Here is a 12,149-nt window from a genome sequence, read left to right as displayed (position 1 = left end):
GCATGGCTAATCTTGTCGTCGTGGACGATGAACCTCTCGTTACCGATTTCCTGAAGTTCCTGCTGCAGGACTTGGGGCACGTCGTGCATGCTGCTTCGAACGGCGCGGACGGGTTGCAGACGATCCAGCGCATCAGACCGTCGCTCGTGGTGACGGATTTCATGATGCCCGTCAGTTCAGGCGTGGACCTTGCGCGAGCGCTCAGCGGCGACGATGACTTCCGGCGGATTCCGATCGTCCTGTGCAGCGCCGCCCCGCACGCGATCGATCCGGCCGATCGGGCGTTGTTCGCGGCAATACTGCAAAAGCCTTATCCGCCGTATCGTCTGATCGAACTGGTGACATTGCATGTTGAAAGAGGCGGCGCCGGATTGCGCGGCCAGCCGTAGTGACGAACAAGCAGGATACTGAGGATTTGACTCAGTCCCGCGCCGGGATTCCAACCGTTTTTGTATGGCTGTGAGCGGTCCATGACGCGTGTCCTTCTCGTTGATGACGAACCTGATCTGCTCGAAGCGTGGAGCTTCGCGCTCGAATATTCCGGCTACGAGGTGGAGCGCGCGCGCGATGGACGAGAGGCCATTGCCGCGATGCAACGCTCGGTGCCCGACCTGCTCATCACAGACCTGATGATGCCCGGCATGGACGGAGAGGCATTGTGCCGGGCCGTTCGCGAGCGGCCGGAATGGGCGGCGATTCCCATCGTGCTGCATACGTCCGCCCATGTGGCTCGGCCAAGCGGCATCGTTCTCTGGAACGCCTTGCTCAGAAAACCGGCCTCGATGGACCAGTTCCTGAAGACCGTTGCCGAACTCACGCAGGGATTTGGACAAGGAGAGGATCGATCGTGACGAAGCGTCCTCTGGCAACATCACCACGGCTCTTCCGATGACCGACTCGACTTCCCGTTCGGCGGAAGCGAGCGCTGTCGGCACGGCCGACCGGGCGATCTTCGACCGCTTGATCGAGCCGTATCTCATGCTCGATCCGGGCCTGAGAGTCGTGTTCGCGAACCGGGCATGGCTTGCGATGTTCGGCGAGACCGAAGCGGCTTTGGGGCAATGCGAACATCTGATCCGCGCGCTCGTGGCGAATCTGCACCCGGGTCAGCGCCGCCTCTCGCCCGCTTTCAGCCTGGACACGCCGGATCGCGCCGCCACGCACGAACAGCCGTCGCGGTACTGGCAGATCCACGTCTCGCATCTTCCCGCGACCGCCGATGAACCGCCGCTCATCCTGCTGCGCTTCGATGACGTCACGATGCACACGCTGGCGACGCGCACGGAACGGCGAGAGAAAGCGCGACTGCGCTCGCACGCGCGGCTCCGGCAGATTCTTGCGAGAGAAGCCGAGCAGCGCCTGCACGATCATCGCGTTCGGTTCGAACGGGCGTTGGCTTTCGCTGGCGTGGGCGCGTGGGAGCTCGACGTCGGAACGGGCGCGGTGCATTGCAGCGAACAATGCGTCGAAGATCTCGGCTTGCCGGACATCGCCGGGCTGGATCGGCAAAAGCTGTTCATCGAGCAGCCCGATCCGGTTGCGGAGCACTGGCAGGCGCTGCAAGCCAAACGAAGCTTCGAGTGCGAACGATGCATCGATGGAGCGCGTGGCCGGCGCTGGGTCCTGATTCGCGGCACAGGGCAGTTCGCGGACGACGGCACCATGCAGTCGGTGATGGGCTTCACGCTCGACATCACGTCGCGCAAGGAACGTGAGCTCGAGCTGTCCGCGACGGCCGGCGAGGAACGTTCGGGGCGCGAGCGCAGCGAAGCGCTCGCCAAGACAATGGATCATTTCATCGCGGCCGTCAGTCACGAGTTGCGCTCGCCTTTGAACGCGATCGTCTCGTGGGCGGAACTGCTGCAGGTCGTCGCCGATCCTTCACACGTCGCGCGGGCGGGCGAAGCGATCCGCCGCAACGGCCGCCAGCTGTCGCATATGGTCGACGATCTGCTCGATAGCGGCGCGGTCGTTACCGGCAAGCTCTCGGTTCATCTGCAGCCGGTGGATATCGGTGCGCTCGCGCTCAACGTCGTCGAAGACATCCGCAAGACCGCGGAGCACAAGGGCCTGCGATTGCAGACGCCGCACGTCGAGCCGTGCATCGTCATGGCGGATGAAAGCCGCCTCGAGCAAGTCGTCTGGAATCTGCTCACGAACGCGGTGAAATTCACGGACGCGGGCAGCGTGTCCATTTCCGTGAGCACATCGGACGGCCAGGCGGTGCTGACCGTTCAGGACACGGGGCGCGGCATTGCACCCGATGCGCTGCCGGACGTCTTCGACCGCTTTCAGCAGATCGCGCCGCAGTCGAGCGGACGCGTCGGCGGCCTGGGGCTCGGACTGTGGCTCGTCAAGAACATCCTGAGCCTGCACGGCGGAACGGTCGATGTTGCGAGCGCCGGACGCGGGCAGGGCGCGACTTTCACCGTGCGTCTGCCGCTCGACTCGAACTTGCGTTGAGAGGCGCACGGCTCGTCGGCTCGTTACGCATGCGGAGCGAGCATCGCTTCGATGTATGCGGCCACCGCGCACACCGTCTCGTCATCGCCTTTGCGGCCGACAATCTGCAATCCCGCCTTGAGCGACGCCCCTTCAACCGGAACCGGTAACGTAAGCGCCGGATGTCCGCTCAGGTTGAAAGGCCGGATAAGCGACGACATTGCGATCACCGGAGTGCCCGCGCGCGCGGCCTCGATCGTGATCGGCAGCGATGGCATGGTCGGAAGAATGAGGACGTCGGCGTCCGCCAGCACGCGATCGACCTCGTCCGTGAAGTCGCGACGTATGCGCTCGGCTGCATCGAGCTCGGATACCGGCGTGTTCGCGGCGGCGCTCAACCGCGCCAGGATATCCGGGCCAAGCTTTCCGCTGCCGACGAGATGACCGAACGCGCGCCAAGTCTCGGCGTTGATGACGGCGAGACCGGCCGTGAACGCATCCTGAATGGATTCGAGCTGCACGGCGCGCGACGCGAGTCCGCTGCGCGCGACCGCGCTCGCCACCGCGTCGCGGATCCGACCTTCGGCTTGCACATCGGGCAACGCGACGCGTATCGCTGTCACGTCGCGGCGCGCACGGCCGCCCTGAAATGACGGATCGATTGCGAGCATTACGTCGATGACCGTGTTCATCGCCCGTGCAAACGGGCCGACACAGTCGAGCGACGTCTGGCGCGGCGCGATACCTTCACGCGACACGCGCCCGAAAGTCGGCTTCAGGCCGATCACGCCGCAGCATGCCGCGGGGCAACGCACGGAGCCGCCGGTATCGGTGCCGAGGGCGGCATCGACGAGCCCGAGCCCCACCGCCGATGCCGAGCCGCTCGACGATCCGCCGGGAATGCGCGCCGGATCTTGGGGATTGACGGGCGTGCCGCTGAAGTCGTTGAGGCCTGTCATGCCGAACGCCAGTTCGTGCATGTTCGCCTTGCCTGTAATGCGCCAGCCCGCATCGAGCAGCCGCTGCACGACTTGCGCGTGGCGCGGTGCGGGCGGCGCATCGGCGAGTGCGCGGCTGGCCGCGGTCGTCGGATAGCCGGCTATGTCGATACTGTCCTTGATCGCGATCGTCGGTGCATCGGCGGCGGCATGCGTCGCGAGATCGAATTGCTGCAAAAAGGCGCTCATGCACGGACTCCTTGCGCGGGGTTGAGTTGCCAGGGCGCGTCGAAAAGGCGTTCGGTGCGGAAGTGGCGAATCAGCCAAACGTCTTCATCGTGAGGCGACGGAGTGAAATCCACATCGAGCCGCGCCGAGATGAGCTCGGCGTGTGCATCGACATATCCGGATGCCTGCAACATGATCCAGCGGCCCTTCGCCGTATCGCCTTGTACTTCGATATGCTCGCTCGTCAGGAAGTGGACGTTGGTCGCGAAGTGCGGCGTGGGCGGCAGGTAGCGTTGCAGCATCGCGACGATAGCGTTCGGCCCCGCCAAGCGGCCGAACTTGTCCGCGTACTGTGGACCGATGCCTTCCCACACGGCGTCATCGCTGAAGAGTGCCGTCAGCGATTCACCTTCGAGCGCGCGTGCCGGCACATCGCAGAGCGCCATGTATCGGGCGATGGTCTTGCGCACCGCGTTCTGCGCTTCGAGCACGCGCAAGCGCGCCTGCAGGCTCTCGATGATTTTGTCCGTCATGGCTTCACGTATTCTTATCGGCCCAAGGCGCGAGCGGTCTTTCCGCCCAAGCCGAAATCGGTATTCGGGATGTCTTTGATCAACACGCGCGTGGACTGCAAGGGCACATTCAGCACGGAAGCGCCGGTCTCCGACAGATGCGCGATCAGCGCTTCTTTCTGCGTCTGCGTGCGGCCAGCAATCAGGATCGCGATGATGACGGGCAATCCCGCCGCGCTGACTTTGCCGCCGAGGCCGCTGTCGGATGCGGGCAACTCCGACAGCAGAATGCGCACGGATTCGGCCGGCGCACCGATCGCGTCGACGGTCGCTTGCGTGAGCCCTTGAATGAGCGATGCCTTGCGTTCGTCGGCGTGACCTTGAGGCAAATAGACTTCGAGTGTTGGCATGAACGTAGCGAATGGATAGCGCGCGCATCGCTGAAGGCAATGCCGGACGACCGACATCGACACGACGCGCGCATGACTTCAAAGCAGAAAGCCGATGGCGCTCAGCGCCTCGGTCGAGTCGATCAGGCGGATCACCTTCTCCGACAGACGCGGCTCGCCGCTCGACATATCGATCTTGTGCGTCAGGTCGGCAGCAAAGATCGTGGACAGACCGCGCTTGTAGGCAATCACGATCTGCGAGGACTTGACCTCGACGAGGTCCGCGCTGTCGCCAGAGAGCGTGAAGCGCGACACCGTGCGTACCGTGCGCGCCGCATCGGAGGCCGACGCCGAAAAGCCGGACGTCATGCGCTGCACGCGCAACTCGCGCATGTGATGGTCATCGTATGCGTAGTTGAGCGTGGACGCGTAGTCGGTCGTCCGCGGATCGATCGGCACGACGTAATGGCCTTTCGGGTCCCACAGATCCAGCCAGGCGCGATAGTCCCGGCGGTCGAGCAGTTCCGCTTCCCGCCAGATGAATGCGATCGCGCGCGCCAAGGTCTGGTCCGTGAAGAGTGCGTTGCGTTCGTCCATCATGCTTGCTCCATCATCGCGCGCCATTGTCTGTAGGCTTCGCGCATGCCGGTTTCGTCGGTCGAATGCGCGGTCTTCTCACCGTTCGGTGCGGTCGTTTCGCGGTTGAGGCCGCGGTTCACGAGGATAGGTACGTCAGGGCCGGCGTATGAGCCGCGCTGCACGCGCTCCCACGCTTCGGCGTCGTCAGGGCTGCCGAAGCCCAACGGGCCCTGGAAGTGCTCGTGCATGCGCAAGCGCGCGCGATTGGCTTCCTCGGGGCCGCCGTCCATTCCCAGCGCGACATGGCGGATTTCCGTTTCCACCGCGGAAATCGGGCGCAGCACGCGGAAGAACGCCATCGAAAGCGCGAGGTTTGGAAACAGATTGAGGTTGAAGCCGACGCCCATCAGCGAACGCACGATGCGGCGCACTTCTTCTGGCGTGTGTTTCTCTGCGAGTTGCGCGGCGAGTTCATTGAAACGTTCGGGCAGCGGCGCGCCGTCGTCCTGATCGAGATCGACGAATTCCGGCATCAGCACGGCAAGGCTGTGACCATTGCCGAGCGATCGGCAGAACGCCTTGTCGCTCGTCATGAAGCTCGTGATGACGGCGGCCGTTTCATCGTCGATGGACTTCATCCATGACTTATGGACGACGGGAAAGTGATACAGGTCCGTCGTGTTCTCGAGCTGGATCTTCCAGTTGCCCTTGAACCTGAACTTGTGCTCGCCATTCGCCTTGATGGGGTAGCCCGCGCCCTGCTTCATGAAAAGATCGATCCACGGTTTGGCGCCGCCGAGGAAGTCCTCGAGCGGTTCGATCGATTCATCGAAGCTCGCAAAAATCAGCCCTTGATAAACGCCCACGCGCAGCTTCTTGAGTGGCAGATCGCCTTTCTCGCACACGCCTTCATAACCATCGCCGTAGGGCAGGGCGCGCAGCGTGCCGTCGAGCGCATAGGACCAGCTGTGATACGGGCATGTGAAACCCTTGGCGTTGCCCTTGTGCTCTTCGCAGACGGTCGCGCCCCGATGACGGCAACGGTTCTGCAACACGTTCACGGTTCCGGTCTTGTCGCGCACGACGATGACCGGCTGACGGCCGATGGTCGTCGTCACGAAGTCGCCGGGCTTCGGCAACTCGCTGTCATGCGCAACCCACACCCACGTCTTGTAGAAGATGCGTTCGAGTTCGGCCTCGAACAACTCCGGATCGTAGTAAAGCGAAGGCGCAATGCGATCGGACTCCGCGCGCCTGGCGAGCGCGCTGGTGTCGATGGTCTGATAGGTCGGCGTACTCATCGTATTCCTCGGAGAAGTTGAGTGGCTGATCGAACGACTGACGCGAGCTTGGCTGGGCGCTCGGCAAATCCTCTCGTTGACATCAGTCTCGCTTTTCGAGGATCATGCGTCAAATCGATTAAAAACAGGTCGTTCAATCAGTGCGGCCTATATCTCGGACGGCCCGTCATGACATCCATCGACCATATCGATCTGAATCTGCTGCGCGTTTTCCAGGCTATCGTGGAAGAGCGCAGCCTGACGCGCGCAGGCGAGCGTCTCGCGCTCTCTCAACCGGCGGTCAGCTATTCGCTCGGGCGATTACGCACCTTGTTCGACGACGCGCTATTCATCCGCACGCGCACGGGCATGCAGCCCACGCCCGTCGCGCTGGAATTGGCCGAGATCGTCGGGCGCGCGCTCGACACCGTGCGGCAGGCGTTGCGTTACGCCGAGCGTTTCGATCCGGCGACGAGCACGCGTACCTTTCGCCTGTCGCTCTCGGATGCGGGGGAGATGGCGTATCTGCCGGCGATCTGCGCCGCGTTGCACGATGCCGCGCCGCGCGCGAAGCTGGTGGTCGAGCCGTTGCCGGTCGAAGAAATCGAAGAAGCGTTGCGCGCGAGCCGGCTGGATTTCGCGATCGGCAACTTGCCGTCGCTATTGCCGCGCACGCGCCATTGCGTGCTCTTCGAGGAGTCGTATGTATGCATGACCCGCAAGCGCGACGATCTGCCCGAAGGCACCAAGCTGAAGCTCGCGCAGTTCCTTGCCGCGTCGCACGTTCAGGTTCGCTCGCTCGAACACAGCCATGACGCGCTCGACGATGCGCTGCGCGGACGAGGCGTCGGACGCAATATCGCGCTGGCGTTGCCGCATTTCGTGGCGGTGCCCGGCGTGCTGGCTGCAACGGATCTGTTCGCCACGCTGCCGGAAAAGCTCGCGCATATCCTCAACAGAGGCGAGGCGTTCAACATTTACGCGCTGCCTGTACCGTTGCCGAGAGTGGCCGTGACGATGCACTGGCACGAACACTTTCACGACGACGAAGGCAACGCGTGGATGCGCGCCCTGATGACCGACACCCTCGCGAGCTTCAAGACGATGTGATTTCGCTCAGAGATCGAGCACCAGCACGGGCGAACGGGAACGCGACACGCAGCAGCAAATCACGCTGTTGCTCGCGCGTTCCGCTTTGCTCAAACAGTGATCGCGATGCTCGGGCTCGCCGCTCACGACATCGACCATGCACGTACCGCAAACGCCTTCGCCGCACGAGGTATCGACTTCTATGCCGATGGAGGCGAGCGCATCGACGATCGACGTGCTCTTGTCCACGCGAACCGTTTGTCCGCTGCTTGCGAGTTGCACCTCGAAGCTGTCCAACGAGGCTTCGGCCGTGGCAATCGGCTCGGCTTTGAAGCGTTCCAGATGGATCGCGTCCGCGGGCAGGCGAGCTTGCGCCGTCTCCACCACGGCATCCATGAAGGCGCTCGGCCCGCATGTGTAGACGTGTGCGTTCGGACCGGCATCGCGGATACATTCGTCGAGCTTGTCGCGCTGCTCGTGCCGCTCGACGCCGAAATGCAGCTTCACGTACGCGTTGAACGGGGCACGCGTCAGCAAGGTCATGAATGCCGCATGCGCCTCGCTGCGCGCGAAGTAATGCAGCGTGAAGCGCGCATTGCTCGCGACGAGCCGATAAGCCATCGACAGCAAGGGCGTGATGCCGATGCCCGCGCCGATCAGAATGTGCTCGCTTGCGGCCGCGTGAAGCTGGAACAGACTGCGCGGCGCGCCGACGGAAAGCTCGGAGCCCACGGTCACTTCCTCGTGAAGCGAGCGTGAACCGCCGCGCGATTGCGCTTCCTTCTTGACCGCGAAGATCTGCGTCCGGAGACATGCCGGATCGCCGCAGAGCGAGTACTGACGCGTGACACCCGAGGGGCCGGTCACATCGATATGCGCGCCGGGCTCATAGGGTTCGAAGGGCGCGCCGTCGATTCGCGAGACGCTGAACGAGCGCACGCCGTGCGCTTCCTCGCGCAACGCGTCGACTCGGACTTTCACGGTTTGAGCTTGCATGATCGCCTTCCTTTCGATGTGTTTCCCACAACCATGCATCGATCTTAGAGCCGCACGCCGAATAAGAAAAATAGGCTAAAAATCGTGTATCGCATCAATGTGACTGATGACGCGTTTCGTGCGTGAAGCGCAGCGTGACGACCGTCACGAGACTGAGCGCGATGAGAAACACCGCGACGGGCCAGGACGCGTGATAGTGCGAAAGCAACGCGGTCGCGAGGAGCGGCGACAGACCGCCAGCGAAAATCGAAGCCACTTCATGCCCGAGCGCAACGCCCGAGTAGCGCACTTCCGTGCTGAACAATTCGCCGACGAGCGCAGGCAAGGTGCCGATCATCGCGCCGTGACAGACGGCCGTGCCAAGCACCAGCGCAAGCCAGATGAGCGGTGTCGAATGCGTGTCCAGCAGCCAGAAGAACGGGAAGGCCATCGCCGCGAGCGATGCGGCGCCGATCATATACACGGGCTTGCGTCCGATGCGATCGGAGAGCTTGCCCCACAGCAGCATCGCGATCATTTCGACGACCATCGCGAGCATGACGCCGGTGAGCATCGTCGAATTCGGAATGCCGATGAACTTCCCGTACACCAGCGAAAACGCGAGAAAAATGTACGCGCCGCCGTTCTCCGCGACGCGCAGGCCCATCGCCATCAGTATTTCCTTCGGATGACGCTTGATCGCTTCGAGCACCGGCATATGCGACGTCTTGCCCGCTTCTTCCGCGTTCGCGAAGTCGCGACTCTCAGGCAGGCTATGACGAATGTAGACGCCGAGCGCGAAGATCACGATGCTCGCGAGAAACGGCAGGCGCCATCCCCACGAGATGAACTGATCGTGCGGCAAGGCCTGCACCGCGAGAAACGCCGCCGAGGAAAGAACGAAACCGCCGCCGACGCCGAGCTGACTCCACGCCGCGTAATAGCCGCGCTTTTCAGGCGGCGCGTTCTCGCTGATCATCAGTACGCCGCCGCCCCATTCGCCGCCGGACGCGATGCCTTGCAGCAGGCGAAGTGCGACGAGCGCAACAGGCGCCCACAGACCGACGTGATCGTAAGTCGGCAACAGGCCGATGCCGAACGTCGCGAAGCCCATGATGAGCAATGTCCAGACGAGCGACGCGCGCCGTCCATAACGGTCGCCGATATGGCCGAACACGATACCGCCGAGCGGCCGTGCGACGAAGCCCATCGCGAATGCCGCGAACGCGCCGAGCGTGCCGATCAGCGGGTCCGCATTGGCCGGAAAAAACAAACTGCCGAACACGAGTGCGGCCGCCGTTCCGTACACGAAGAAGTCGTACCACTCCATCGCGTTGCCCGCGACCGACGCAATGACGATACGTCTGAGCGTGCGATCCGGCATTGCTGCGCTGGTTTCGGCGGTCGAGGTATGAACTGTTGCCATGTCTGCTCGCATTGAATGAGAAGGGCTGCAGCCTTCTTGAGGCTTCGCATGACAAACAGTGTCGTGGCGACACTCACCCCGGTCAAATTCGCCGAAAAGAACGCGTGATATCAGCGCAGCAAATGAGCGTCACGCGTCGGGCTGGCGAAACATCGAATGGATCGTATTGCGCAGCCACGCTACGCCCGGATCGCTCGTGAATTGCGTGTGCGAGTGCACCTGAATCTCGATGGGCGGCAGCGCAAAAGGCAATGGCAGAATGCGAAAGGCCTTACTACGATTGAAGCGCAGCGCGATGCTCTTGGGGAAGAGCACGGCAAGGTCCGTGTTCATCACGATTTCGGGCGCCACGACGAAATGCGGCAGCCGGACCGCGACATCGCGCTTGAAATTCAGCTCGTCGAGCCATTGCTCGACCATGCGATGGCCCGTCGCGTTGGTGCTCGCGTAGACGTAGCGCAAGGCGGTCAGGTCGTCGCGTGTCGGCCGCGACTTGCGTAACGGATGATTGGCGCGCACGACGCATACATGCTCGTCGACGAATAGCGTCTCGCTCACGCATCCCGCGTCGAGACCCGGTACATAGCCGAGCGCAAGATCGATTTCTCCGGCGCGCATGGCGCTGCTTACGGATTCCACCGGAACATTGACCGCTTCGATTCGAATGCCGCGCGCCTCGCGGTCGAGCAGCGCGACGAGCGGCGGCAGAAAAAAGAATTCCGACATGTCCGACATCGAAATGCGAAACACGCGCCGGGCGGTCGCGGGATCGAAGCTGGCGAGTTGCTGGACCGCCTCGTTGATGATCGACAACGCCTGCGCGAGCGGCGGATACAGCCGATGCGCGGCATCGGTCGGCACCATGCCGGCGGGCGTGCGCACGAAAAGCGGATCACCGAAGATCGTGCGCAAGCGCCGTAGCGCATGACTGACCGCGGGCTGCGTCAGTTCGAGACGTTCGCCGGCGGCGGTCAGGCTGCGCAAATCCCAGATGGCGAGGAACACGCGCAGCAGATTGAGATCGGCGATACCGGAGTTGAGCTTCGTCATACACGGTTGACTCACGAACGAGCGCTGGTCGCGCCATGCGGCCATCAATGTGTGGCGAGATTACCGTATGTGCTGTGCATTGCAAAATGCGGCGTGGCTCCGCGATAGGGCGGCAAGGTATGGAAATCGCGCCGCATCGATTCGCGCACCGGCGAGGCGAGTGCGTCGGCGAGCGCGGACGCATCGTCGAAGACGACCTTGTTGCGCTGCATCGCATTCGCGCGCGTGCAAGGCAGGCCGATGGTGCAATCGATGCGCGTGTAGATCTCCAGCTCGCGCAATCGCGGCAAGGTGGACATCAACGGCGCGTGATGCCGCAGGTAATGCGCGAGCCATGTGTCGAAGTCCTCGGCCGGCCCTTCGTACGCGACGAGATAGGTGCAGCGCTGAATGCGCGCTTGGGTGGATGGCGCGTGCGAGGCCAGCGCGCGCACGGCCATGACTTGCTGCATGAAGCGCCCGGCGATCAAAGGTTCTCGAAGCGCGCGATGGATCGGGCCATCGAGTCTCGCGGCAGCTTCGAGCGCGGCGAGTTCATCGAAATACAGTTGAAGCACGCACGATGGCGCATCGGCCGCGGGCGGAATGCGCGGATCGACGTGTTGCGCCATCGGCTCGTGCACGACCAGACTGCGCAAGCCGTCGATGCGCTGCAATGGCGCAATATCGACCAGCGGGCGCTGCCCGCCCGCATCGATCAGAAACAGGCAGATTTGCATGCTTACGCCGCCTCGCAGGAAGCAGCCGCGCGCGCGAGCCGATGAAACTGCCGGCCGAAGTACACAAGCCCATCGCCGTCTTCGCGCGAGCCGATGTGTTCTACCTGTACGAAAAGCACTGAATGCGAACCGACCTGCTTGCTGTCGACGATACGGCCTTCGAGACTCGCGATTGCATCGTCGAGCACGGGAAGTTGCAATGCGCCAGGCCGCGAACCGCAGCGCGCAAAGCGTTCGTCCATCGAGCCTCCGTCCATGCCCGCGAACACGCGCGCCAGTTCCTGCGCGTGCGCGCCCAGCACGTTGATGCACGCCCGGCCGTTACCGAGCAGCACATCGTGAACGTAACTCGACTGATTGATGCAGACGAGCATCGTGGGTGGCGTATCGGTCACCGAGCACACGGCGCTTGCCGTGATACCGCAGCGTCCGTGCGGGCCGTCGGTGGTAATGACGTTGACGGCGGCGCCGAGCGAGGCCATCGCGTTGCGAAACTGTGTGCGCGCTTGATCGTGTGTCATG

At 63.1% G+C, this 12,149-nt stretch carries 14 protein-coding genes; 4 read left to right on the top strand and 10 right to left on the bottom strand.

All coding sequences use genetic code 11. The features are described from left to right. Positions 1-2: 2 nt before the first annotated feature. From NCR93_RS25625 to NCR93_RS25615, 3 genes are all read left to right on the top strand, one after another. Entirely contained in the window at positions 3-389 is a 387-nt protein-coding gene (locus tag NCR93_RS25625; RefSeq protein WP_008346734.1) for a response regulator, read from the top strand. Positions 390-470: 81 nt separating this feature from the next. Continuing rightward, positions 471-851 carry a response regulator gene (locus NCR93_RS25620; RefSeq protein WP_008346733.1) on the top strand — a complete coding sequence of 127 codons (381 nt, stop codon included), beginning with the start codon at positions 471-473 and terminating at the stop codon, positions 849-851. 37 nt (positions 852-888) lie between these two features. Further along, positions 889-2,463, top strand: a complete 1,575-nt coding sequence (locus NCR93_RS25615; RefSeq protein ID WP_008346732.1) for a sensor histidine kinase — start codon at positions 889-891, stop codon at positions 2,461-2,463. Between the two features lie 23 nt (positions 2,464-2,486). Here NCR93_RS25615 and NCR93_RS25610 read toward each other — a convergent pair whose 3' ends face one another. From NCR93_RS25610 to NCR93_RS25590, 5 genes are all read right to left on the bottom strand, one after another. Next, the gene (locus NCR93_RS25610) at positions 2,487-3,629 is read right to left on the bottom strand and encodes an amidase (protein ID WP_175981613.1); all 1,143 of its coding nucleotides are present in this window, start codon (positions 3,627-3,629) and stop codon (positions 2,487-2,489) included. Beyond that, positions 3,626-4,141 carry a nuclear transport factor 2 family protein gene (locus NCR93_RS25605; RefSeq protein ID WP_175981615.1) on the bottom strand — a complete coding sequence of 172 codons (516 nt, stop codon included), beginning with the start codon at positions 4,139-4,141 and terminating at the stop codon, positions 3,626-3,628. Before NCR93_RS25605 ends, NCR93_RS25610 begins: the two co-directional genes overlap by 4 nt. A 14-nt stretch (positions 4,142-4,155) precedes the next feature. Beyond that, entirely contained in the window at positions 4,156-4,530 is a 375-nt protein-coding gene (locus tag NCR93_RS25600; protein ID WP_175981617.1) for a tautomerase family protein, read from the bottom strand. Between the two features lie 78 nt (positions 4,531-4,608). Beyond that, positions 4,609-5,109: an aromatic-ring-hydroxylating dioxygenase subunit beta gene (locus NCR93_RS25595; RefSeq protein ID WP_175981619.1), complete on the bottom strand. Its 501-nt coding sequence runs from the start codon at positions 5,107-5,109 to the stop codon at positions 4,609-4,611. Continuing rightward, complete coding sequence (locus NCR93_RS25590) at positions 5,106-6,389, bottom strand: aromatic ring-hydroxylating oxygenase subunit alpha (RefSeq protein WP_008346725.1); 1,284 nt, start codon at positions 6,387-6,389, stop codon at positions 5,106-5,108. Before NCR93_RS25590 ends, NCR93_RS25595 begins: the two co-directional genes overlap by 4 nt. A gap of 168 nt (positions 6,390-6,557) precedes the next feature. Between NCR93_RS25590 and NCR93_RS25585 the strand changes: the two genes are divergently transcribed. Continuing rightward, a complete protein-coding gene (locus tag NCR93_RS25585; protein WP_008346723.1) occupies positions 6,558-7,478 on the top strand; it encodes a LysR family transcriptional regulator in 921 nt (306 codons plus the stop codon). 6 nt (positions 7,479-7,484) lie between these two features. Here the strand turns inward: NCR93_RS25585 and NCR93_RS25580 are convergent, their stop codons facing one another. From NCR93_RS25580 to NCR93_RS25560, 5 genes are all read right to left on the bottom strand, one after another. Further along, entirely contained in the window at positions 7,485-8,453 is a 969-nt protein-coding gene (locus NCR93_RS25580; protein WP_008346721.1) for a PDR/VanB family oxidoreductase, read from the bottom strand. 94 nt (positions 8,454-8,547) lie between these two features. Then, positions 8,548-9,858: an MFS transporter gene (locus NCR93_RS25575; RefSeq protein ID WP_175981621.1), complete on the bottom strand. Its 1,311-nt coding sequence runs from the start codon at positions 9,856-9,858 to the stop codon at positions 8,548-8,550. A 129-nt stretch (positions 9,859-9,987) separates the two neighbouring features. Beyond that, positions 9,988-10,908 (bottom strand): LysR family transcriptional regulator, encoded by a 921-nt coding sequence (locus NCR93_RS25570; RefSeq protein WP_033535823.1) that lies wholly within the window; start codon positions 10,906-10,908, stop codon positions 9,988-9,990. Positions 10,909-10,952: 44 nt separating this feature from the next. Continuing rightward, positions 10,953-11,627 (bottom strand): ethyl tert-butyl ether degradation protein EthD, encoded by a 675-nt coding sequence (locus NCR93_RS25565; protein ID WP_175981623.1) that lies wholly within the window; start codon positions 11,625-11,627, stop codon positions 10,953-10,955. Between the two features lie 2 nt (positions 11,628-11,629). Further along, positions 11,630-12,148, bottom strand: coding sequence for a flavin reductase (locus tag NCR93_RS25560; RefSeq protein ID WP_175981625.1), 519 nt, complete (start codon positions 12,146-12,148; stop codon positions 11,630-11,632). Between the last annotated feature and the right edge of the window lies 1 nt (position 12,149).

This window comes from Caballeronia sp. ATUFL_F1_KS39 (assembly GCF_023630985.1).
Taxonomy (GTDB): domain Bacteria; phylum Pseudomonadota; class Gammaproteobacteria; order Burkholderiales; family Burkholderiaceae; genus Caballeronia; species Caballeronia zhejiangensis.
Note: the sequence above shows the minus strand (reverse complement) of the source record. Positions and strands in the feature narration are given on the sequence as shown.